We start from the raw sequence: 23800 nt of genomic DNA, 5'->3' as shown, positions 1-23800 counted from the left end.
AATTCCTTTCTAAGAATGATTTTCCTTTTTTATCAACTTATCACTAATATGAAATGTTTTATTTTGTGGTAAATAAACTGTAAAACGACTGCCCCCTTCTTCTCGGGAAACAACATCAATACGTCCATGATGCAAATCAACAATCCTTTTGACAATTGATAAACCCAAACCATTTCCTTCTACACTTCTTGATTTATCTTGACGATAAAAACGTTCAAAAATATGTGAAATCGCTTCTTTACTCATTCCTACACCCGTATCTTCAATCGCCACTTCTACTTCTTTAGATGTTTTTTTCACATGAATCATAACCACACCATCATCCTGTGTATACTTAATCGCATTATTAATTAAATTAATCCACACCTGTTCCAGACGTGATTCATCTCCAACAATACGGATATCATTTTTAGGTACTTCAAATTCAATTTCAATATTCTTACTCAATGCAAAATTATCCTGTGTTTCAATCACACGATTTAACTGTTCAATCAAAGAAAATTCACTTGTTTCCAGTTTCACATCTTCACCTTCTAATAAAGTCAGCTGTAACATATTCTTAGATAAAGTCGATAAACGTTTACTATGAAACAAGATAATATCAGCATATTTTTGTCGTTGTTCATCACTTAACTGTTCATTCTTTAAAATTGTTGCAAAACCTTGAATGGCTGTAAGAGGTGTCTGAAATTCATGAGAAACATCTGAAATAAATTGCTGACGTGTTTCATCCTGTTTAGCCAATTGTTGTGCCATTTGATTGAAACTGCGATTTAAACGAGCAATTTCATCTTTTCCTGTATAATTGACACGCACGCGATAATTCCCCTTAGATAACTCATTGGTAGCCTTTGTTAAACGAGAAATAGGTTTGACAATAATATCAGCAATCACTAAAAAAGTAATACTTCCAGCAATCAACATACAAAATACAGCAATCAAAGCAGAATCAAGAAAAATCATTTCTCTTTTACTCATATCTTTTTGGACATAAACAATATAATCTTGATTCTTCACACGAATAGATTTTGCAAATATACGAATAGAAGAATCTTTTAAAACAATGCTTTGACCAATATTTTCTTTTAAAAACTCAACATCCTTTAATGATAAATGCTGTTCCTTCATGTTTCCATAAATATATTTTTGTTGATTGGATTCAATATAAAAACTCACTTCTGAAGTGGCTGCATACCCCTGTAAGATTTTATCTAAATCATCTGAATCAATCAGATTCATAAAGTCTTCTATTAATTCGGTAGAATTTTGCAATTCTTCAACAGCCAACAATCCTAATTCATTCGCATTTTTACGTAATGAAAAATATCCAGCAATCGAAAAACTAAATAAAATACTGACTAAAAAACCAATAATCAATTTTCCATAAATGGATTTCATGGTTCAACCTCAATCTTATACCCCAGTCCTCTCACTGTTACGACTTTAAAACCCGGTAAATGTCCCAGATTTTCACGAATACGTTTAATATGAACATCTACTGTACGATCAAACCCATCATAATCCATTCCCCATATTTTTTCAATAAGCTGTTCTCGGGTAAAAATCTGATTAGGATTTTTCGCCAGTTCAAATGCCAATTCAAATTGTTTTAATGGTAAATGGATTGTCTGATCATGATAACGGATTTCATATTTATCACCATCAAAAACAACATCATGTAAAGTCACAATATTTTGACTATTGATACTATATCTTTTTAAGATTGTTTTGACTCTTGCCAATAATTCATCTGGATCAAAAGGCTTTGTGACATAATCATCAATTCCTAATGAAAAACCTCTTAATTTATCAGCAGACTGTGATTTTGCTGTTAACATGATAACAGGGATATCTTTCATTTCTTTCATTTCTTCAACAAGTTGAAAACCATCCATCACAGGCATCATAATATCAACAATCGCCAAATCAATATATTCATTTTCTAAAAGTTGCAATGCTTCTTGACCACTTGCTGCCTGTACAACAGAAAATCCTTCTTTATCTAAATAAAAACGTATTAACTCTCTAATATGTTCCTCATCATCCACAATTAAAATCTTTGATTTCATAATCTTTCCACCTCAATTCATTTTGTTATTATATCATAATTATCATGGAATTCCTATATTTATTGTTGATGAATATAGGAATTTGCAAAAATAAAACAACACCCAATGTGTTGTTTTATGAGTTCTTAAAAGGATGAACAAAAGATTTTCTTTTAATCACTTTCATTAATTCTTTGGCTCCATCAACCTGAGCATCCAATGCCTTTTGGCACCAGTATTTGGCATCTTTTATAGACACCTTTGTCCCCTGACCATAAGTATAAGCTCTTGCCAGATTCAAATAAGCATTTTCATTATCTAACTTGGCAGCCTCTAAAAATAGTTCAAAAGACTTTTCAAGATCAACAGCGACCCCATCTCCTTCTTTGTAACAGACACCTAAATTATTCATCGCCCCGGGATGTCCTTGATCAACTGCTTTTTGATAATAAAGAATCGCCTTGTCTTTATCCTGCCATTTCTCTCCTGCTTCAAAATCATATAATACAGCCAGATTATAAAGTGATGAAGGATGATTTCTATTGGCACCCTGTTTAAAAAAGGCAATGGCTTTTTGAAAATCCTGTTCAACACCTTTTCCAGCTTTATACATATTTCCTAAAAAGTAACTGGCACGAGGAGAATCCATATCTAATGCTTTTTGATAATACATCAGTGCCTGTGCATAAGATTGCTTCAAAAGTCCATCTTCATACATTCTTCCGATTTCGATATAACCATCAGCTATACCATTTTGACCAGCAAGTTCATAATAATGCAAAGCCTGTTGTAAGTCTTGACTGACAGCTAATCCGTCTTCATAAAAGCGTCCGACATGATACATTCCACGTCCCCAATTTTCATGAGCAGCCATTAAATAGTATTCCAGTGCCTTTTGAATATCTGCTTTTGTCCCTACACCATATTCATAACAATAAGCCACATTGCAAAGAGCTGGTCCATATTTCTGTTTAGCAGCTTCCTGATACAAATGAAAAGCTTTTGTTTCATCTTTTGAACAACCCAGTCCTTCTTCATAAAGAATACCTAGCTGAGATAAAGCTCTTGGATAGTTCTTTTGTGCAGACAGTTCATAATAATACTTAGCCTGTGTGTAATCCTGTACCACTCCGATACCATTAGCATAGCAGAAAGCCAAATTACATTGACAGACATCATCATTTTGATTAGCTCCCTGTTGATAATAATCTACAGCCTTTGTAAAATCAACAGGAACACCACGTCCATCTTCATACATTAATCCAAGTGAACACAAAGCTCTGACATTCCCCTGCTTGGCTGCCAGTTCATAATAGTGCAATGCCTGTTGATAATCCTGTTCAACATAGATTCCATCTTCATAACAGTATCCTAGTCGCCATAACGCCACATCAAAACCAGCATCAGCACCTTTTTGATAACACTCTACAGCTTTCTTCAAATCAATATCTACACCAATTCCCATTTCATAACAACACCCAAGATTTGTTAATCCACGTAAATTGCCATATTCACTAGATTGACGATAACATTCTATAGCTTTTGTTAAATCTTTTTGACAGCCCATTCCTGTTTCATAATAATAGCCTAAATTACACAAGGCAGCTCCATCATGAAGCAAAGCGGCCTGTTGATAATAATCAAAAGCTTTTTTCAAATCAACCTGTCCATCTAAAAGTCCTTCTTCATAAATATAACCCAGACAGCAAAGAGCACGTGGATATTCATAGGAAGCTGCTTTTTCATACCATTTGACAGCTTCTTGGTAATCGGCTTTACCATTGATTCCCTGTTCATATAAATAAGCCAGATTACACATAGCTCTTAAGTTGCCTTGATTGGATGCCTGTAGATAATAATCACGTGATTTTTCAAAATTCTTTTCTACACCAATACCCATTTCATAGCAGTAACCAAGATTACATAGTGCCACATCATAATCTTGTTTAGCTGCTTCTTGATAAATCTCAACAGCTTTTGAGGCATTCTGTTCTGTACCAATTCCTGCTTCAAAACAATAACCTAAGTTTGTCATTCCTCGTAGACTACCCGCCTTGGCAGCCTGTTCATAATAAGCAAAGGCTTGTTTTTCATTTTTATCTACCCCAATACCCATTTCATAGTAATATCCTAGTGTACATAGTGATTGGGCATCATGTAAAGATGCACCTTTTTGGACATAGTCAAAAGCCAATTTTTCATCTTTATCAACATAGATGCCATTTTCCAGATAGTAGGCATATTTATTTATTGCATAAACATATCCTAAATCAGCACTACGTTTTAAATAATCCATTGACAACTGTGGCTGTTCTTGTTCAATCATATGACCATAAGCCATCATGGCTCTTGGATAACCCATATTCGCACTTTGTAAATAGAGTTCTTTGGCACGAGTAAGATCAACAGGAACACCTATTCCCATTTCATAACAATATCCCAAATAACAGTGAGCAGGTGCATAATTTTGATTAGATGCCTGTTGATACCAGTAAACAGCCTGTTCACTATCCTGTTCAACACCTTCCCCCACTTCATACAGATAACCCATTTGAAGTTGAGCAACTGGCAATCCATCTTTGGCGCAATCTAAATACCATGAAGCCGCTTTTGTTAAATCTTGAGATACGCCTAGTCCACACTCATAACAATAACCAATCGCATATTTAGCTTGTGTATAACCTAAATCCGCTGCCTGTTTATAATATGTCATGGCTTTGACTTCATCTTTTAATGTTCCATATCCAAAACAATAACATTCTCCTAAATAATATAAAGCACGAGGAAACTGATCTTGTGCAGATTTTTCAAAATATTCAAATGCTTGTTGTAAATCAACTTGACAGCCAATTCCTTCCAGACAACAATAAGCATAGTTACAGGCTGATAAACTATCTCCTAAATCTGCCGCCTGTTTATAATAAACAAGAGCCTGTTGTGGATTTTTTTGTGTTCCTAAACCAATCTCATTCATATAACCTAATGAACAAATCGCTTTTGCATGAAAATGATAAGCTGCTTTTTCAAACAGATGATAAGCACGATATTCATCCTGTACTTTGTCCTGTCCATTCATATATTGCAATCCTAATCGACATAATTCATCATCAGATAACAACTGTTCATTTTCTTCTTCTAAAGGATATGCAGATAATAAACAGACATCTACCCCTATGACTTGTTGATGATCTTCAATATAATAATGTTCTTCCTGTAAATAAGGAGAATGACTCAAATCAGGAAAATGAGAAATATCATATAAATTCATTAAATCATAGACAGCATTTTCAACTTCTTCTTCCGAACAAAACACAGTTTTGACTTTCATCAAAGCATCTTGACCATAATCATCTTTTAAATAAACCCACGCCATATCCTCATAAGATATCGCTACAAAATCAACTTTCCACTTACCAAAAAGAGGTTCATATAATTTCAAACGTTCCCATGTTTCCTCCATAATCTCCCCTCCTATTTCACGGTGATTGCAGAAACAGTCTGTGAAGTCGATTCATCATCAATATATTCAATCGTCACAGTATCACCAGCTTTTAAAAATGGTAATTGGGCATTTAAAGAAACAGGTGCAATAAAGATTTTTTGAGAATCCTTTAATTGAAAATAATACTGTGAATTGCCATTGACAACCACTTCATGAATCTCAGTAATCACTGAACTCAATTCACTGTTATCATAATCAACCTGTGTTTTTCCATTATCTTTTAGCAGGGCATAATATGCCTTTTCAGCTTCAGCAACACTGTCCCCTACTGAAACAATCTGATAATTTTCAACACTGACGAAAGCATATTTTTTAACAAGACCAGCACTATCTTTTAAAGACATAAAGTAAGTCGGTTCACCCCCAGCATTAATCAAAATTGGGAATGTTGCCGTATATTTTAAATCTGTCACCTTTCCTTCAGCTGAAGACATAGCAGAAAATTCCTCAGCCCCACTAATAGCATAATATTTGGCTTCTTTGGTACGCATATTAATTAAGGCAAAACCAACATTTGATGCATCATTAGAAACAGATGTTAAACCTGTATATAAATAAACATCATCATTTAAAGCAATATAGTTATATCCATCCGTAGGTTTTAAAACCCCTTTTTGAGAAAAAATAGTATTAAAGAAACCATGTGTATATTTTCCCCAGTTATTTAACTGTTCTAACAATAATTCAGAAGGATAAACACGATCAATCCATGTTGGCACATCTTCAATAGCATAATATTGACATTCCCCACTCACAGCATCTACCAGCACAGCTCCGGTAATATCTTTTCCACCAAACAATCCAATTTTATAAGTATATGTTGGTGCAACCCAATAAGGATGTCCATTATCATCAATTTCAAAAGAAGGTGATTCAAACATCTTTGTTGGATAATGAATACGTAAATGACGATCAATATTTCTAAAGAATAAATCTGAATGAGAATATTTCATTCCTTCTTCTAAACGCACCACTTCACTTTCCTGTGTCACCATATCAACACGAATATAAGCCGGAAGACCTTCACGATGATTTGTAAACCATTTAATCAAATCACTATAAGAAATTGTTGTTACTCTAAAAGGTTTATCTTGATAATTGATTTGTACATAATCATTATCAACTTCAAACTGTGAAACATAATCAACAATTTCACCCATCTTACGATCTCCTAGACGCTCAGCACTTTCTTTATCAACAACAGGAATAGACTGAAAATCTACTTTTGGATTATCTTTATAAAAATCAGCATTTTTATCAACATTTAACTGTTTTTGATAACTTGATGCAAAAAAGACTGGTGAACTTATCAATTGTCCAGCAAAAACATAAACAAGCAACAAAGCCACAATCGCACTCATGATTTTATTGGCTTTATCAAATGAAGCCAGAAATAAAAATCTTAATGCTATAAATATAACTAATTCAATACTTAAAAAGAATATAAAATCTGGTGATCTTAAATTGATTGGAATTAAAACAAAATATTCCACAACCAAAAAGACAACCATTACAATCAACAAAGCCTTAAGCGTTCCACCCTTTTGAGGATGCGATTGATGAAAAAACTGACGTTGTCTGTTTTCCGTCATTTTTGTAAAAAATTTTTCAAATAAATTATCCATTGATTTCCTCCTTTATTTTTTCAATCAGTTGATTCAATTCGTCCAAAGACTGCAATGTCGCTCCAGAAGCATAAGCATGTCCTCCACCATGAAACGACGCTGCAATATCATTAATAGGTATTTGACGACTACGCATACTGACACGATAGTTATTCTCTTTTTTATTTTGAGTCACTGCTAACCATACTTGAAATTCTTCAAAATTAGCTAAAGTATTAACATAAGATGATCCTTGTTCTCTCGTCATCTGCAAAGCCTGTAAATCATCATCACTTAAATAATACCACGCAACTCCACCATCTTCTTGATAATGATTATAAATAAACTTGATAATTTCTAAATCTTTTTGTGTACGCATATATAAACGTTGATACAAATCCTCAATATGAATACCCATATCTAATAGATAGGATGCCGCCTCAAATGTCTTCTTTGAAGTAGAACTATACAAAAAGCGATTACTGTCACCGACAATACCTAAATATAAAGCATTGGCTGCTTCTAATGGAATCTGTGCCTTTGCCTGTTTAAATAACAGTGTCACAATCTCACTGCATGAAGAAGCTGCTTCATCTTCAATATTAATATCACCATACGAATCAACAACAATATGATGATCAATCTTTAAAATCTGATCACAGCATGTAATATCTCCATCTATACGTTCTCGATTGGCTGTATCTAAAACAATACCTAAGGTATACCCTTTTTGAACTTCACCACATTCAAATGAAGGATAATATTTTAATAAATCACTTTCCATTTGTCCTGCTAAAACAATATTTTTTTGAGGATATAAAGCTTTTAATGTCCAATACATCCCAAATTGAGAACCAAATGCATCTAAATCAGGATTAACATGTCTATATATAATAATCTGATCAAATTCTTTTCTTATTTTTAATATCTTATCCATTTTTCATCACCTTTGTTTATCATAATACCATATTATCACAAAAATATGAACTTTTAAAAAATATATTCTTTAGACAATAAAAAGAGTTGAATTCTTTCAACTCTTATAACCCAAGTAATCTCACTGTATCTCTAGCAATCATAACTTCTTCGTTTGTTGGAATAACCATAACTTTAATCTGTGAGAACTGATGTGAAATGACTCTGTTTTCATCACTTCTAATCGCATTCAGTTTTTCATCAAGGAAAACACCAAATGCCTTTGAAACATCATCAATAATTAATCTTCTTAAATATGCAGCATTTTCTCCTACACCAGCTGTAAAAGCAATCGCATCACAACCACCTAATTCAGCATAATAAGCACCAATGTATTTAGAAACAATACGTGCATATAATAAACTTGTCAACAAGGCACGATCATCACCATCATTAAACAAAGCATTTTCAATATCACGTGAATCTGAAGAAATACCAGAAATACCTAACATTCCTGATTTTTTATTGTAGATTTCCAAAACTTCATCAGGTGTTTTATTTAATTTTTTACATAAATAAGGCATAATAGATGGATCAACATCTCCACAACGTGTTCCCATCATTACACCAGCAAGAGGTGTAAATCCCATTGAAGTATCAATACATTCTCCATTTAATACTGCTGAAATACTTGCTCCATTTCCTAAGTGACAAACAATAATACGTGAATCTTTAGGATTCCCTAACATATTCATCACTTGTTCTGAAACATATTTATGACTTGTTCCATGTGCACCATAACGTCTGACTTTTAAGTCTGTATAATATTCTAAAGGTAATGGATATAAATAACGTTCTTTATCTAAAGTCTGATGGAAAGCTGTATCAAAAGTAAAGACATGTTGAACTTCAGGTAATTCAGCTTTGAAAGCACGATAACCAATTAAATGAGCCGGATTATGTAATGGTGCCAATTCGCAAAGTTCTTCAACCTTTGCAACAACATCTTCATCAACAACAGCACTATCACTAAAATATTCTCCACCATGAACAATACGATGTCCAACAGCATCAATTTCTTTTAATTCTTTGACAACACCTTCATCAATCAAAGCTTCTAACAACATTTCCACAGCAACTTGATGATCAGGGATTGGGCATGTTGTTGTTTTCTTTTCCCCATTATATTTTATTGTAAAAATACCATCATCCATTCCAATTCTTTCAACAATTCCAGAAGTAATGACTGTTTCTTCTGGCATTTCAAATAATTGAAATTTTAAAGATGAACTTCCAGCATTGACTGCCATAATTTTTGTCATAATTTTTTTCCTCCTATAATACATCACATATATTTATTGTACATAAATTATAGCATAAACTCAACAAAAACTTGAAAGCGAATACACTTTTTCTTAATCATAAAAAAACCCTACTCATAATTAGAATTATGATTAGGATTTTTTATTTGAGCTTAACGATTTTGAGATTGTTTACCTGCCATCTGATTTTGACCCATTTCAACTAATCTCTTAGTGATTTCACCACCAACAGATCCATTAGCACGAGCTGTGGCATCCGGTCCAAGATTAACACCAAATTCATTAGCGATTTCGTATTTCATTTGATCAATAGCATTTTGAGCACCAGGAACAACTAATCTATTTTTACTTGAATTATTTGAGTTCATTGCTTTCACCTCCTGACACAATTAGTTTGTGTCAGGATGACAAAATTATTCATTTCTTTTCAATTTTTTTCAAATTAAAATAAATCTTCAACTTCCTTATAATGATCGTCAACAATAATTGTTTCACATTGGTCAATACATGCATTCACCATAGACTGATAATCCCACGTTTCTTCCAACGCTTCTGCTTTATAGCTTTTAGGTTTTGTTGCTGGTTGTTTTGGTGTGAAGATTGTACAACAATCTTCATGAGGACGAATAGAAATGTCATATGTACCAATCTTTTGAGCAACATCAATAATTTCTAGTTTATCCATACATGCAACTGGGCGAATAACTGGCATAGAAATCACTTCATTAATGACAGACATACTTTCTAAAGTTTGTGAAGCCACCTGTCCAATGCTTTCACCATTGACTAATGCCAGACATTGATTCTTTTTCGCTACACCTTCAGCGATACGATACATCATACGACGCATAATCGTCATGGCATAACTTTCATCACAGTGATCATAAACAGCTAACTGTAAATCTGTAAACGGAACGATATGAATTGTCATTTTACCATGTGTATAATGTCTTAATACATTCACCAAATCCAAAACTTTTTCCCTAGCTAATTCATTTGTATAAGGTGGAGAGGCATAATGAATGCATTCAATATCCACCCCTCTTTTTAATGTTAAATATCCCGCTACTGGTGAATCAATACCACCTGAAAGCATCAGTAAAGCTTTACCACCAATACCAACAGGATATCCACCCGCACCTTTTATGACATTATCCATAACATATGTGACATCTTTGCGCAATTCTACTTTAATCAAAATATCAGGATGATGAACATCTACTTTTAAATCTTTAGATGTATGATGGAAAATATATCCAGCAATTGCTGTATTGATATCATGTGAGTGCATAGGATAATCTTTATCATTACGTTTTGTCTGAATTTTAAAAGTTTTTCCTTCACTCTTTTCAATAACTTCTAAACACACTTCTTTAATCTTTTCCAAATCACTTTCTACTTGATAACATAAAGAAAAAGAGTGGATTCCAAAGACTGTCTGTAATTTTTCACACACAGCCTCTGGATTTTCACCATTAAGAATAATATACAAACGGTCAAATGACATGTCATATCTTAAATGTTGAAATTCTTTCAACATCTCTTTTGTATTTTGTGTTAATTTTCGAATAAAAAGTTTACGATTTTTTCCTTTTGTTGTGAGTTCTCCAAATCTCACCAAAATATGATTACATTCCATAATAATTACCTCTGCTTCTTAATTGTCTTTAAAACTTGTTTCAAATAAAATAAAAATTCATCTATTTCATCACGAGTTGTATAATGAGAAAAACTGATACGAATAGCACTTTTAGCTATTTTTTCATCAATTCCCATCGCTTCTAATGTTCTTGAAACATCATGCTTATGTGAAGCACATGTACTTTTCGTTGATACATAGCATTCATGCATTTCTAGTGCATGCAAAATAACTTCTGGCTTATATCCTACACATGAAAAGTTTAAAATATAAGGTGTTACGTGATCTTGTGGTGTATTCATAACAATATCTGGAATCTGTTGTAATTGTTCTCTGACATATTGATTCAACATCATCACATACTGATAATGATCATCTAAATTTTCTAAAGCCAGTCGTAATGTTTTAGCAAACATCGTATGTGTTGCTGTATTCGATGTACCACCTCTTAATTGTTGTTCTTGTTGACCTCCATTAATTAAAGGAACAATGGATGTGGAAGATTTTTTATATAAAACACCGCTTCCTTTTAAACCATATATCTTATGAGCAGAAAAACTTGCTAAATCAACATATGACAAATCGATTGGAAGTTTTCCTAAAGCCTGAACCATATCAACATGGAATTTAACTTTAGGATTTTTCTTTTGAATGATTTGATAAACTTCTCTAATAGGGAAAACCATTCCCACTTCATTATTGACATACATCATTGTGACAAGAATTGTATCTTCTCTGATTTTATTTTCTAATTCCGCTAAGTTCAATTCTCCCTTATCGTTTACTGAAATAAAATCAACATCATAACCAAAAACATCTCTTAACTGTAGACATGACTGATACACACTAGAATGCTCTACAGCTGTTGTGATAATATGTTTTCCTCTGTTTTGATATTGAAAAGCACATCCTTTAATCGCTGTACTGTTTGATTCACTGGCACCACTTGTAAAAATAATTTCTTCGGGTAAAACACCTAACATTCGGGCAGTTAATTCTCTTGATTTTTCCATTAAAGCACTTGTTTTTAAACCTAAAGAATATAATGAATCAGCATTTGCAAAATAATCATTTAAAAGTGATTGATACATATGATTCACTTCTTGATTTAATGGTGTTGTTGATACATAATCTAAATAAATCATATCTTTCCTCCATAGTCCATTATATGTATATATACCATTTTTATTAAGAAAAAGCCACTAAAAAAGTCCAAATTAGGACTTTTCACTTGTTTTTTGAATTAAATTTTCATAAGAACCCGGTTTAATCTTTTCAATAATATCAACCGCTGTAGATAAAGCTTTCGTATATTCGCCATTTCTAAATAAAACTTCAGCTTTTGTCAGTTCCGTATTGACCTCTAAGAAACTAGAACGATAACGATTTCCAAAAACAATCGCTTCTTCTACCATTTCTGCAGTTACAATCAAATTATGAACATTATCATATAATTTATAAATAATATCTCTGGCACTGTCTACTCGCTTAGAAAGTTCTGATAATTCAACAGGACGATGCATACGATAAGCCTGTATCTGTGCTGCTTTATCATAAGAATCTTGAATATAATCTTTATAAGATTCATTAATCATTGGTAAATGCTTATTTTTAATTTCAGATTTAATCTCCAGCAAAACAATATTAATATTTTCTAATTCATCTATCGCACGTTGTTCCTGTAAGTATAAATGATCTCTAAATGCAAAGAAAGCATCTAAATCATCTTGATGACTTAACGCATCATTCTTCACTTTTTCAACTTTATCAATCATTTGTAAATAAGAGAAATTTCCCGCATTCATTTCTTCTTCTAATTCATAGGAAGTTCTTAATATTTGGTCAAAATCCTTATATTTTTCTTGGATATCAACATAATCCTCATTAATCAAATATAAATTTTCAATACGATTTTGATCAATTAAAGCCTGTTTATATTGATCATATATTTGAGTAATCTTTGTATAAGCATCTTCCCACTTATTTTTAAACACTTCATAAGATTGTTTTTCCACTTCCAAATCTTTCATTAAAGCATCGATATCATCAACAAGCTTTTGCAGTACTTCTCCAACATTTTCCAGCTGTAACTGTTGAATATGTTGAGTTGTTGTTTCTAAAGTTGATTGAATGGCTTGATAACGATCAGAAACATGTAGCTGATCCAATGCAAATTCGCCATGTGACATGTCTTGAAGTAAAGCATCTAAATGATGAATCTTTTTAGGAATATATTGTCTGACAATCGCAATATAATCAGGTAATTCCTGTAAACGTTCTGTTAACCAGTCTACTTTTTTATCAATATCCTGTGTTAAAGTCTTCGCATCTTCAAATCTTTGATTATTCATCATATCTTCCAATTTCACAAAAGAATCATCTAAATTATTAAAAATATTTTTAATACCTTTTACAAAATCTTCAACCTTAAAACGAATGGTTTCATAATGATCAATCAATTGACGATATTTTTCTTTCACACGAATAATTTCAATTCTTTGAATATTTTCAATTTCAGTAATCTTTTCAATCTTTTCTAATAAAGCCTGTGAATCATCTTCATAAACTTTTAACATGTTCTCCAGTTCTTTCATCTTTGTAGAAATCTTTCGTAGTTTACCATAAAAAAGCTGTTCATCAACTTCGTTGACAAGAACCCCAAGTTCATTTTTCTGATAATCTGAAATACGCTCGAATTCTTGCGCATATTCTTCATACAGTTCTACAACTTCTGGCATATTTTTAGAAATACTATGAACTCTCCCCAAACGATACTGTAAAGGTAATGATTTGATTCCATTCATACGATTTTCTACATCAACAATTAATTTTCTATATTTTCTTAATCTCATTCCCCTATAAAACAACAAAAGCATCACAATAACAACAAGACCAATACCTATAAAAATGAGATTACGTAATCCAATTTGTTCTATAAACCTCATGATATTATCCATAACTTAAAATTCCTCTCTTTTCCTAAGTTATATTCTACCATAAATAGAAAGCTATTTCATCATCTTTTTCCAAAATACTACATAGAAAAAAGTATTGAACATAAGTCCAATACTTTTTGTGTCCATCTTATCCTAAACGGTTGTAGTATTCTACAATTAATGATTCGTTGATTTCTTGATTTAATTCTGATCTTTCAGGTAATCTTAATAATTTTCCTTCCATTTTATCAGCATCAACTTCAACAAATCCTGGTACATGTGTTTGAGAAGCTAAAGCGTTTTTAATCACTTCTAATGAACGAGAACGTTCTTTAACAGAAATCACATCTCCAACTTTAACTTGACAAGAAGCGATATCAGTTTTAACTCCATTTAATAAGATATGACCATGATTAACTAATTGTCTTGCTTGTCTTCTTGTTGTAGCAAAACCTAATCTATAAACAACATTGTCTAATCTAGATTCTAGTAAACAGAAGAAATTGTAACCAGTAACTCCTTCCATTTTTCCAGCTCTTTTGAATGTGTTATGGAATTGTTTTTCATTAACTCCATACATATGTCTTACTTTTTGTTTTTCAGCTAACTGCAATCCATATTCAGTTAATTTTTTTCTTTTTTGACCATGTTGACCAGGTGCATATGGTCTTCTTGCTAATTCTCTACCAGTTTCTAATGTAGAAAAACCTAAACGTCTAGATTTTTTCCACTGTGGTCCAGTATAACGTGACATTTTTTTTCCTCCTATTGTTTTATTTGGCATAAAACAATAACATGCATAGATCAGTTAGGTTGTGTTTGTATTAAGTATTTCTCTTTGCAGCAAGATACTCTACATCCCATTGTCACAAACGCATGGGCTAACCCTCTATGTGCTGCTATTATTTATTGCACTAGTATATTATAGCAATTTCTTTGATATTGTCAAACATTTTTTATTTTGATTTCCATAAATACTCCATAAAGAGTGGTATTTGCTGTTGCCATGAAATCATGTGATGACGACCATTCACTAGTAAATACGGATATGTCTGTACACCTTTTAAATTCAATAAATGTGAAATATCAAGCTGATTCATAGAAGCATAGGCTAAACCTCGTTTATTTCTTGATTCTTCACTGCCCCAGCTCAAAAAAAGACGTGTATCTTTGAATGAATCATGTTGATTGATTTCATCTTTTAATGCTTCTAAACAAATACCAATAGAACTGGATAAACAAGCTGCCTTAGAAAAATATGTATGATATGAAATCACTGCATATAATGCCATTAAACCACCCATCGAAAATCCACCAATCATTGTATATTTGCGTAAAGATAATGTTCTATAGTGAGTATCTATATAAGGTTTAACTGTATGAATGATAAATTCCATCAATGCCTGACCATAACCATGAATCATTTGATAGTGACTATTGTCAACATCATACGGACAATATTCTGCTAAGCGACAAGAACTTTCATCAGGGCTATCTATACCTACTACAATAAACGATTGATCATATTTGTCTAAGAAGTTATCTAAACACATGGCATGTTCAGATATTTTAGCATCATCAAATAAATATTGACCATCAAACATATAGATAACCGGATAATGTTCTTGACTTATCTGATAAAACGGCGGTAAATAAACACGAATTGTTCGATAACATTGTTGAGCTTCAAACAATAATTTTCTCTTTTCTACCATAAATCTTCATCTTGATCTTCGTAAACATGTCTTAAAAACTCAAAATCTTCCATCAACATCTCATTAGCGATATCTTTATCAAATTCATCAAAAATAAAATCATCTTCATCCAATCCATAATCCTCAATTCTCATTAAAAATTCATCATAATCTTTATAATACATTTCCAGTAATTCATGTTCATCTTCCCAAATACCATAACCTTTACCAGACGTAATTTGACTATCCTCAAGGACAAATAAATCCGACTGTGTCTGAATGTTTAAAACTTGTATATCAAACACATAGTCTTCTCCAAAATCATACCATAAAGAGAATTGATGACCTTCTTCTAAATGAAGATCACTTAAAAAGACATTGGCTGCATAATCATCTAACATTTCTTGATCACATTGTTCACATCCAAATCTTCCATGATCAGATTCAATTTTAAATAAATGATGACCTTCAGCTTGAAAAACAGCTAAAACAGCATAAGCCAAATCAGCTAATGTTATAAAATAAGGTAAAATAATCTCTCGATTCATTTCTTTCTCCAAACCCCTTAAAGAAACACGTAATTGAATCGTTTTTTTCATTTCTGGAATATGTCTTATCATATACTCCAGATTTTCTTGTAATAATCCTTCAAATAACTCATCTTGAAACTGTACTTGATTAAAGCAAATTGTCATAGAAAGCATAATACCTTTTTTGATAACTGAAGGCGTATTATGTCCAGCTATTTTTTCTAAATCACAAATCGTTCTTTTTAATTCATCAGAGCCATGATTCACCACCTCATCATAAATATCATCTACACATTGAAAAACATGTTCCATCAACATATTTCTACACCTCCTGTTTTTATTTTACAGTATTTTTCAAATAAGGCGAGTCTTTTAGATTTTTTTCACTTATTTTTTCTTTTTTTCGTCTTTTTTTCTTGATGAATTTTGTCAATATCTTTTATTATTTGTCGTATTCTATCAAATTTCAGCTACCTTACTTTCATCTAATAAAAAACCAGACAAAATACTTTGCCTGGATATATGCTTACGAAAAGAGCTTATCATCTCAAATCGCCTTCTATTCAATTGGTGCCTGAGGTCGGACTCGAACCGACATGACATAGGTCGCAGCATTTTGAGTGCTGTGCGTATACCAGTTTCGCCACTCAGGCAAATCAAACTACTCGCATAGTATACTATATATTTTTTTAAAAATCAATAAAAATCGCAATTAATTTCATGATCATTATAGATACCTATAGCTTGTAGATAACTGTATATGATTGTTGGTCCAACAAAAGAAAAGCCATGTTTTTTTAAATCTTTTGAAATTTGTGCTGATAAATCATCAAATGAAGGAACATCTTTTGATGATTGATAATGATGTTGAATAGGTTGATTATCTACATATGACCATATAAATGTATCAAAACTCCCATACTGTTTTTGAATTTCAAGAAAAGCCTTAGCATTTTTAATAATAGCTTTCATTTTTAATTTATTCTTAATTAACCCTTCTGTTTGCATTAATGTCTGATATTTATCATCATCATATGAAGCAATCAAATGATAATCAAAATGATCTAAAGCCTGATCATATAAACCTTCCTTTTTTAAAATAATATCCCAGCTTAACCCTGCCTGTAATCCTTCTAAAATTAACATTTTATACAATTGTCTTTCATCATGTTCCGGTTTTCCCCAGACTTCGTCATGATATTTCACTAATCTTTCGTTATAAGCCCATTGACATCTTTTCATATTCTCACCATTAACTATTTTAACATATGAATTTTAGTTTACACAAACATTTTTCACTTGTATAATAAAAATGGTGAAAATGATGAACGAAATATTTGAAAAAGAAATGAAAACAATTTTAAAAGATGAATACCATGATTTTATGGAATCATTGCAGCTATCACCAGTGAAAGCTTTTTATTTGAATCCACTCAAGCCAGACTCTAACAAATATTTAAATCAACAATATATTCAACCTCATCCTGTTGTACAGGAAGGATATTATTTTGATTATGAAAAATATCCGTTGGGAAAATCTCCATTTTTTTCATGTGGTCTTTACTACATTCAAGAACCAAGTGCAATGTTAGTCGCTCATTTTTTAGATGTACAAGAAGACGATTATGTTTTGGATATGTGTGGTGCTCCGGGTGGCAAGAGCTGTGCAATCGCCAGTCGTTTGGGTTCTCAAGGTTTAATGATCACTAATGATATCAATACTTTAAGAGCCAAAATCCTTTCTGAAAATATTGAAAGATTTGGTTTAAAAAATACTATTGTGACAAACTGTGATCCAATTCAATTGACAAAAGTTCTGCCAGAATTTTTTGATAAAATCATTTTAGATGCTCCTTGTTCTGGTGAAGGAATGTTTAGAAAAGATGATCAAGCCATTGAAACATGGTCACCACAAAAGGTACAGGAATGTGCTCATATTCAAAGACAATTAATGGATGCAGCAATGAAATTATTAAAACCAGGTGGTATATTGATGTATTCTACATGTACATACAATACCAAAGAAAATGAAGAACAGATTAATTATTTACTCAAACATTATGATTGTCAGCTCATTCCTTTAAGAAGAAGTCATGGAATGGCTCCGGGTATTCATATGGATGAAGCCATTCGTTTATACCCACATCGTTATCGTGGAGAAGGCCATTTTATCGCATGTATTCAAAAAAATGGTCAATCTTCAACGAAAAAATATAAACCGATGAAAGCTTCGATTTCTAAGCAGAACCAAAAACTTGTGAATACCTTTTATCAAGAATATCTTCAGATTCCTACACCACATTATCTTTATGACAATCATAATCATATCTATGCTTTACTTCCACAATTTCCAGATTTGCAAGGTATTCGTGTTTTAAGAAATGGCCTCTATTTAGGTGAATGTAAGAAAAACAGATTTGAACCTAGTCTTGCATTAGCATTAACACTCACTCAAAAAGATGTGAAACAGTTTTATCGCTTTCATGAAAATGATCCGGAAGTTAAACAGTATCTGCATGGTGAAGCGATTGCTGGAACAAATCAAAAAGGTTATGGAGTTATCTTTGTTGAAGACTATCCACTTTCATTTTATAAAGAAAGTCAAGGTTTAGCTAAAAACTTATATCCAAAGGGGTTGAGAAGATGAATCGTTATGAAATATTAAAAGATTATTTCTTTGTCCATATTGACGAACATTGTCATGGCATGTATAAACAAAAAGCTTTGCTGCATAGTATTCAAGTGTCTGTTTTATGTCAAAAATTAGCCTTAAAGCAACACTTGGATATTGAATTAGCTGGTATCATGGGCCTTTTTCACGATTATATTCAATTCACTCAATACACCTCATTTCAACATGGCCCTAGATGTAGTGAATGGATAAGTTCTATTTTAAATGAATTTCAAGATGATGAAAAAATGATAATTCAACAAGCAATTGCCAAACATAGTGAAAAAGATAAAATGGATGATGTCTATAGTGAAATCTTAAAAGATGCTGATGTATTGGCACAATATTTTGCTGAACCAGACATGATTATGTCTGATACCAATCAAAAAAGATTAAAAAAATATCTCCCAGAAATCTAGGAGATATTTTTTATTTCAACATATTTTCTAAAGCTTCATAAGGGACAAAACCTAATTGACGATTCACTGCTTGTCCATTTTTAAAGACAATCAATGTTGGAATAGATTGCACCCCAAATTGCATAGCAAGAGAACCTTCTTGATCAACATCGACTTTTAAAACTTTTGCCTCTGGATGTTCTTGAGCTAACTTATCAATACTAGGAGCTAACATTTTGCAAGGTCCACACCAATTCGCAAAGAAATCCACAAACACCAAATCATTATGAGCAACAATATCTTGAAATTCTTGACTATTAACATGTAAAACTTGTGACATACATAACGCCTCCTTTTATATTATCGTTTTTTTTTGATTACATACAGAGTTTAACATATGTTTTTCACTTTTACAAATTATATGCTTGAAAAAGAAAAAGGTCTAACGACCTTAATCCATTTCAATAGCACCAGTATATAACTGATAATATTTTCCTTTTTGTTGCATTAATGTTTCATGATTACCACGTTCAATAATATGACCATGTTCAAGAACCATAATACAATCACTATTTTTAATTGTTGATAATCTATGAGCAATAACAAGGGTTGTTCTGCCTTCCATTAATCCATCCATACCTTTTTGAACAAGTGTTTCTGTTCTAGTATCAATAGAAGATGTTGCTTCATCCAAGATAAGTGCAGGTGGATTAGCAACCGCAGCACGTGCAATCGCAATTAACTGACGTTGTCCTTGTGATAAATTTGCTCCATCACCCGTTAACATTGTATTATATCCATCTGGTAAATGTTTAATAAATGCATCAGCATTAGCTAATTTTGCTGCATCAATACATTCTTCATCTGTTGCATCCAAACGTCCATAACGGATATTATCCATAACTGTTCCTGTAAATAGATGTGTATCCTGTAAAACCACACCTAAAGAACGACGTAAATCATCTTTTTTAATCAATTTAATATCAATACCATCATAAGTAATCGTTCCACTTTGAATATCATAGAAACGATTGATCAGATTAGTAATTGTTGTTTTTCCAGCACCTGTTGCACCAACAAAGGCAATCTTTTCACCAGGATTAGCAAAGACACTAATATCATGTAAAACCATATGATCATCAAAATATCCAAAGTTGACATTTTCCAGTTTTAAATCACCTTTCATTTCAACCAATTCAATTTCACCATTTGGTCGAGGATGACGCCATGCCCAATGCCCTGTACGTTTATCTGTTTCTACCATTTTTCCATCAACAAATTCTACACGACATAATGTGACAATACCTTCGTCCACTTCTTTTTCCTGATCTAATAATTCAAAAATACGTTTTGCACCCGCTTGTGCCATAGCAATTGAATTAATTTGCATTGACACTTGTCCAATTGGGTTATTAAAGCTTTTGTTTAAAGTCATAAAAGCAACAAGTGTCCCAATTGTTAATGATGAATCAAATCCAGATAAAGCCAAAACCGCACCAATCACAGCACATAAGATATATGACATATTTCCTGTTTGAATAGTAACAGGCATTAATACGTTAGCAAATTTATTGGCTTGATATGAACTTTCACGCAATTCTTCATTAATATTTCTAAAACCTTCAATTGCTTTTTCTTCATGGTTAAAAACTTTGACAACTTTTTGTCCAGAAATCATTTCTTCAATATATCCATTCACTTTTCCTAATGTTTCCTGTTGTTTAATGAAATATTTTGCTGAACGACTTCCAATAGAACGAGAAATAAATAAGATGACACATACCATGACCACACTGACTGCAGTCAATGTAACATTTAATGTTAACATTGATACAAGTACTGTCACAATTGTGATTGCACTTGAAGTAAACTGTGGAATAGATTGACTGATTAACTGTCTTAAAGTATCAATATCGTTTGTATAAACAGACATGATATCCCCATGTGTTGTTCTGTCAAAATAACGAATAGGTAATGATTCCATATGTTCAAACATTTCATCACGTAAATCTCTTAAAAAACCTTGTGTCACTGAAACCATAATACGGTTAAAAGTATAGGCAAAGATAATTCCGGCTACAAAGAAACATGCCATAACAGTTAAGGCAGAAAGCAAACCAGAAAAATCAGGTGATGGTTGTCCAATCAAAGGCATAATATAATCATCAATTAATCTTTGCTGGAATAATTGCCCTTGTACAGTACATACAGCTTGTCCAACAATACATAATAATACAATCACAATGGCCAACCCATAACGTTTGAAAACCTTCTTTAAAAGGCGAATTAAAACATGTTGTTTTTTCATACTATGCTTCCTCCTTTCCTTTTGTTTGTGTTTCATAAATTGTACGATAAATTTCACTTGTCTTTAATAGATTTTCATGTGTATCAAAATCATCAATCACACCATCATTTAAAACGATGATACGGTCTGCATTTTGTACACTTGATACACGTTGAGAAATAATAATTTTTGTTGTATCTGGAATACGTTCTTCAAATGACTTTTGAATACTTGCATCAGTTGCTGTATCAACAGCACTTGTTGAATCATCCAAAATCAAAATCTTAGGTTTTTTCAACAACGCCCTAGCAATACATAAACGTTGTTTTTGTCCACCAGAAACGTTTGTTCCACCTTGTTCAATATAAGTGTTATATTTATCTGGAAAATCTTGAATAAAATCATCAGCACAAGCCAGACGACATGCTTCCTGACATTCTTCTAAAGTCGCATTTTCATTACCCCATCTTAAGTTTTGAAGAATCGTTCCACTAAATAAGACATTGTTTTGTAATACAACTGCAACTTCATTTCTTAAAACTTCCAGATCATATTTTCTGACATCTTCACCACCAACAATAACACTTCCTCTATCAACATCATATAGACGGCTGATTAGACTGACAAGTGTACTTTTGGCACTTCCAGTTCCTCCAATAATACCAATCGTTTCCCCAGAATGAATATGAATATCAATATCTCTAAGAACCGGTTCTCCTGTTCCATGTTTGTATGAGAAAGTCACATGATCAAATGTTACAGAACCACTTTTCACTGTTTTTAAAGCATGTTCTGGTGAAACAAGGTCAGATTTTTCATTTAAAACTTCAGCAATACGACGTCCAGAAGCAAATGACATTGTAATCATAACAAATGCCATAGACAACATCATTAATGACATTAAAATATTCATAATATAACTAAATAATGTTGTTAATTCTCCTGTTGTTAAAGTTCCTCCAACAACACTTTTTGCTCCTAACCATGATAAAAGTAAAATACATCCATAGACAGCAGTCATCATAGCTGGATTGTTTAAAGCCAATACAGATTCAGCTTTGACAAATAAACGATAAATATTTTGTGCAGCTCTTTTAAATTTTTCATTTTCATATTTTTCTCTTACAAAAGATTTAACAACACGAATAGCAACAACATTTTCTTGTACACTTTCATTTAAATCATCATATTTAGGGAATACCTGATTAAAATAACGTGTTGCTGTGACCATGATAAAACCTAAAACAACAATCAAAAATCCCATTGCTCCAACAAAGATTAAACTTAATTCATGATTAATCATAAATGCCATTGTTAAAGCACAAACCAGATTCATTGGTGCACGAATACACATACGAATAATCATCTGGTAAGCTATCTGAACATTTGTCACATCTGTAGTTAAACGTGTAACAAGCCCAGCTGTACTATATTTATCAATATTAGAGAATGAGAAAGACTGAATGTTTGTATACATCCCATCTCTTAAATTGGCAGCAAACCCTGTTGATGCTTTGGCGGCATATTTTCCAGCTAAGAACCCAGTTGATAATGTTCCAATCGCAATAATAAACATAATAAATCCATATTTATAAACTGCGTTGATATCTCTCGCTTCAATTCCTAAATCAATAATTCTAGCCATTAATAAAGGAATCAAAATCTCTAAAATCACTTCGACTACAACAAAGAACATCGTTAAAAAAGAATCTTTTTTATATTGTTTAATTTGTCGCATCAATGTTTTAACAACCATCTTACCACTCCTTTTCTATTATTTATGTAACCAATTCCATATTTAATCATCAGTTGATAAATTACGAATCATCTTATCCGTAATATCCATAAAAATTTCTATTTCCTCAGATGATAAACCATTTGTTAGCTTTTCATGGAGCTGTATCATTGTCTGATTAATCCATTCATGTATTTCCAGACTCTTTTGTGTCAGAACAATCTTCTTTAAACGTCCATCATAATCCACTGGAACACGCTTAATGAGTTTTCTTTTACTCATTAATGTCAGCATTTCAGAAGTCGTTGAACGATTAATAGAAAATTCTTCTTCAATATCCTTTTGAAAAGTGTCTTTTCCCTCACTATCTCTTAATTGAACAAAGCCAATAATCCATGTCTGCATCATTGTTGCTCGATCATGTTGAGGACCAAAATGTTTATCCATATTCCTTTTCATTAAATTACTTAACGTTTTAATGCGATAACCCAAAGGATCCCTAAACACCTCATCACCTCC

The 23800-nt window shown here is 32.2% G+C and carries 20 protein-coding genes and 1 tRNA gene; 2 read left to right on the top strand and 19 right to left on the bottom strand.

What is annotated here, in order from left to right:
• Positions 1–9: 9 nt before the first annotated feature.
• From ACGHJ8_RS05925 to ACGHJ8_RS05855, 15 genes are all read right to left on the bottom strand, one after another.
• Positions 10–1398, bottom strand: a complete 1389-nt coding sequence (locus tag ACGHJ8_RS05925; RefSeq protein WP_205088905.1) for a HAMP domain-containing sensor histidine kinase — start codon at positions 1396–1398, stop codon at positions 10–12.
• Positions 1395–2069: a response regulator transcription factor gene (locus ACGHJ8_RS05920; RefSeq protein WP_087357381.1), complete on the bottom strand. Its 675-nt coding sequence runs from the start codon at positions 2067–2069 to the stop codon at positions 1395–1397. The genes ACGHJ8_RS05925 and ACGHJ8_RS05920 overlap by 4 nt, the downstream gene beginning before the upstream one ends.
• A gap of 115 nt (positions 2070–2184) precedes the next feature.
• Positions 2185–5508, bottom strand: coding sequence for an SEL1-like repeat protein (locus ACGHJ8_RS05915; RefSeq protein ID WP_211964841.1), 3324 nt, complete (start codon positions 5506–5508; stop codon positions 2185–2187).
• An 11-nt stretch (positions 5509–5519) separates the two neighbouring features.
• Positions 5520–7175 carry a hypothetical protein gene (locus ACGHJ8_RS05910; RefSeq protein WP_087357383.1) on the bottom strand — a complete coding sequence of 552 codons (1656 nt, stop codon included), beginning with the start codon at positions 7173–7175 and terminating at the stop codon, positions 5520–5522.
• On the bottom strand, positions 7168–8091 hold the full coding sequence (locus ACGHJ8_RS05905) for a bifunctional oligoribonuclease/PAP phosphatase NrnA (protein ID WP_390542221.1): 924 nt from the start codon (positions 8089–8091) through the stop codon (positions 7168–7170). Before ACGHJ8_RS05905 ends, ACGHJ8_RS05910 begins: the two co-directional genes overlap by 8 nt.
• Before the next feature lie 103 nt (positions 8092–8194).
• A complete protein-coding gene (locus ACGHJ8_RS05900; protein ID WP_390542219.1) occupies positions 8195–9391 on the bottom strand; it encodes an acetate/propionate family kinase in 1197 nt (398 codons plus the stop codon).
• A 152-nt stretch (positions 9392–9543) separates the two neighbouring features.
• Complete coding sequence (locus ACGHJ8_RS05895; RefSeq protein ID WP_087357386.1) at positions 9544–9759, bottom strand: alpha/beta-type small acid-soluble spore protein; 216 nt, start codon at positions 9757–9759, stop codon at positions 9544–9546.
• 74 nt (positions 9760–9833) lie between these two features.
• Entirely contained in the window at positions 9834–11030 is a 1197-nt protein-coding gene (thiI, locus tag ACGHJ8_RS05890; protein ID WP_390542217.1) for a tRNA uracil 4-sulfurtransferase ThiI, read from the bottom strand.
• 5 nt (positions 11031–11035) lie between these two features.
• Positions 11036–12175, bottom strand: a complete 1140-nt coding sequence (locus ACGHJ8_RS05885) for a cysteine desulfurase family protein (RefSeq protein ID WP_211964844.1) — start codon at positions 12173–12175, stop codon at positions 11036–11038.
• Between the two features lie 72 nt (positions 12176–12247).
• Entirely contained in the window at positions 12248–13975 is a 1728-nt protein-coding gene (locus ACGHJ8_RS05880) for a septation ring formation regulator EzrA (RefSeq protein WP_390542214.1), read from the bottom strand.
• A gap of 139 nt (positions 13976–14114) precedes the next feature.
• On the bottom strand, positions 14115–14720 hold the full coding sequence (rpsD, locus tag ACGHJ8_RS05875; protein WP_087357390.1) for a 30S ribosomal protein S4: 606 nt from the start codon (positions 14718–14720) through the stop codon (positions 14115–14117).
• A 202-nt stretch (positions 14721–14922) separates the two neighbouring features.
• On the bottom strand, positions 14923–15681 hold the full coding sequence (locus tag ACGHJ8_RS05870) for an alpha/beta hydrolase (protein WP_390542212.1): 759 nt from the start codon (positions 15679–15681) through the stop codon (positions 14923–14925).
• Complete coding sequence (locus tag ACGHJ8_RS05865; protein ID WP_390542210.1) at positions 15675–16508, bottom strand: hypothetical protein; 834 nt, start codon at positions 16506–16508, stop codon at positions 15675–15677. Before ACGHJ8_RS05865 ends, ACGHJ8_RS05870 begins: the two co-directional genes overlap by 7 nt.
• A 250-nt stretch (positions 16509–16758) precedes the next feature.
• A tRNA-Leu gene (locus tag ACGHJ8_RS05860) sits at positions 16759–16843 on the bottom strand.
• A gap of 43 nt (positions 16844–16886) precedes the next feature.
• A complete protein-coding gene (locus ACGHJ8_RS05855; protein WP_390542208.1) occupies positions 16887–17432 on the bottom strand; it encodes a DNA-3-methyladenine glycosylase I in 546 nt (181 codons plus the stop codon).
• A gap of 82 nt (positions 17433–17514) precedes the next feature.
• Here ACGHJ8_RS05855 and ACGHJ8_RS05850 point away from each other — a divergent pair, with 82 nt between their 5' ends.
• Positions 17515–18837, top strand: coding sequence for an RsmB/NOP family class I SAM-dependent RNA methyltransferase (locus tag ACGHJ8_RS05850; RefSeq protein ID WP_390542206.1), 1323 nt, complete (start codon positions 17515–17517; stop codon positions 18835–18837).
• Positions 18834–19280, top strand: coding sequence for an HD domain-containing protein (locus ACGHJ8_RS05845; RefSeq protein ID WP_390542204.1), 447 nt, complete (start codon positions 18834–18836; stop codon positions 19278–19280). The genes ACGHJ8_RS05850 and ACGHJ8_RS05845 overlap by 4 nt, the downstream gene beginning before the upstream one ends.
• A gap of 10 nt (positions 19281–19290) precedes the next feature.
• Here the strand turns inward: ACGHJ8_RS05845 and trxA are convergent, their stop codons facing one another.
• The 4 genes from trxA to ACGHJ8_RS05825 all read right to left on the bottom strand — a co-directional run bounded on the left by trxA (position 19291) and on the right by ACGHJ8_RS05825 (position 23788).
• On the bottom strand, positions 19291–19599 hold the full coding sequence (trxA, locus tag ACGHJ8_RS05840; protein ID WP_087357396.1) for a thioredoxin: 309 nt from the start codon (positions 19597–19599) through the stop codon (positions 19291–19293).
• Between the two features lie 111 nt (positions 19600–19710).
• Positions 19711–21567 carry an ABC transporter ATP-binding protein gene (locus ACGHJ8_RS05835; protein ID WP_205088918.1) on the bottom strand — a complete coding sequence of 619 codons (1857 nt, stop codon included), beginning with the start codon at positions 21565–21567 and terminating at the stop codon, positions 19711–19713.
• A 1-nt stretch (position 21568) separates the two neighbouring features.
• On the bottom strand, positions 21569–23302 hold the full coding sequence (locus ACGHJ8_RS05830) for an ABC transporter ATP-binding protein (protein ID WP_390542202.1): 1734 nt from the start codon (positions 23300–23302) through the stop codon (positions 21569–21571).
• Positions 23303–23344: 42 nt separating this feature from the next.
• On the bottom strand, positions 23345–23788 hold the full coding sequence (locus ACGHJ8_RS05825; RefSeq protein WP_087357399.1) for a MarR family winged helix-turn-helix transcriptional regulator: 444 nt from the start codon (positions 23786–23788) through the stop codon (positions 23345–23347).
• Positions 23789–23800 lie beyond the last annotated feature (12 nt).

Source organism: Massiliimicrobium timonense (genome assembly GCF_042850985.1).
GTDB lineage: Bacteria > Bacillota_I > Bacilli_A > Erysipelotrichales > Coprobacillaceae > Allocoprobacillus.
The sequence above is the reverse complement of the archived record's forward strand: the minus strand, read 5'-3'. Positions and strand labels throughout refer to the sequence as shown.

What these genes read in the sequence shown, in the direction of transcription:
- ACGHJ8_RS05905 (WP_390542221.1), bottom strand. Translation starts at nt 8,091, where the DNA reads ATGGATAAGATATTAAAAATAAGAAAAGAATTTGATCAGATTATTATA.
- ACGHJ8_RS05895 (WP_087357386.1), bottom strand. Translation starts at nt 9,759, where the DNA reads ATGAACTCAAATAATTCAAGTAAAAATAGATTAGTTGTTCCTGGTGCT.
- ACGHJ8_RS05830 (WP_390542202.1), bottom strand. Translation starts at nt 23,302, where the DNA reads ATGGTTGTTAAAACATTGATGCGACAAATTAAACAATATAAAAAAGAT.
- ACGHJ8_RS05915 (WP_211964841.1), bottom strand. Translation starts at nt 5,508, where the DNA reads ATGGAGGAAACATGGGAACGTTTGAAATTATATGAACCTCTTTTTGGT.
- ACGHJ8_RS05835 (WP_205088918.1), bottom strand. Translation starts at nt 21,567, where the DNA reads ATGAAAAAACAACATGTTTTAATTCGCCTTTTAAAGAAGGTTTTCAAA.
- ACGHJ8_RS05910 (WP_087357383.1), bottom strand. Translation starts at nt 7,175, where the DNA reads ATGGATAATTTATTTGAAAAATTTTTTACAAAAATGACGGAAAACAGA.
- rpsD (WP_087357390.1), bottom strand. Translation starts at nt 14,720, where the DNA reads ATGTCACGTTATACTGGACCACAGTGGAAAAAATCTAGACGTTTAGGT.
- ACGHJ8_RS05880 (WP_390542214.1), bottom strand. Translation starts at nt 13,975, where the DNA reads ATGAGGTTTATAGAACAAATTGGATTACGTAATCTCATTTTTATAGGT.
- ACGHJ8_RS05900 (WP_390542219.1), bottom strand. Translation starts at nt 9,391, where the DNA reads ATGACAAAAATTATGGCAGTCAATGCTGGAAGTTCATCTTTAAAATTT.
- ACGHJ8_RS05870 (WP_390542212.1), bottom strand. Translation starts at nt 15,681, where the DNA reads ATGGTAGAAAAGAGAAAATTATTGTTTGAAGCTCAACAATGTTATCGA.
- trxA (WP_087357396.1), bottom strand. Translation starts at nt 19,599, where the DNA reads ATGTCACAAGTTTTACATGTTAATAGTCAAGAATTTCAAGATATTGTT.
- ACGHJ8_RS05920 (WP_087357381.1), bottom strand. Translation starts at nt 2,069, where the DNA reads ATGAAATCAAAGATTTTAATTGTGGATGATGAGGAACATATTAGAGAG.
- ACGHJ8_RS05885 (WP_211964844.1), bottom strand. Translation starts at nt 12,175, where the DNA reads ATGATTTATTTAGATTATGTATCAACAACACCATTAAATCAAGAAGTG.
- ACGHJ8_RS05850 (WP_390542206.1), top strand. Translation starts at nt 17,515, where the DNA reads ATGAACGAAATATTTGAAAAAGAAATGAAAACAATTTTAAAAGATGAA.
- ACGHJ8_RS05925 (WP_205088905.1), bottom strand. Translation starts at nt 1,398, where the DNA reads ATGAAATCCATTTATGGAAAATTGATTATTGGTTTTTTAGTCAGTATT.
- thiI (WP_390542217.1), bottom strand. Translation starts at nt 11,030, where the DNA reads ATGGAATGTAATCATATTTTGGTGAGATTTGGAGAACTCACAACAAAA.
- ACGHJ8_RS05845 (WP_390542204.1), top strand. Translation starts at nt 18,834, where the DNA reads ATGAATCGTTATGAAATATTAAAAGATTATTTCTTTGTCCATATTGAC.
- ACGHJ8_RS05855 (WP_390542208.1), bottom strand. Translation starts at nt 17,432, where the DNA reads ATGAAAAGATGTCAATGGGCTTATAACGAAAGATTAGTGAAATATCAT.
- ACGHJ8_RS05865 (WP_390542210.1), bottom strand. Translation starts at nt 16,508, where the DNA reads ATGTTGATGGAACATGTTTTTCAATGTGTAGATGATATTTATGATGAG.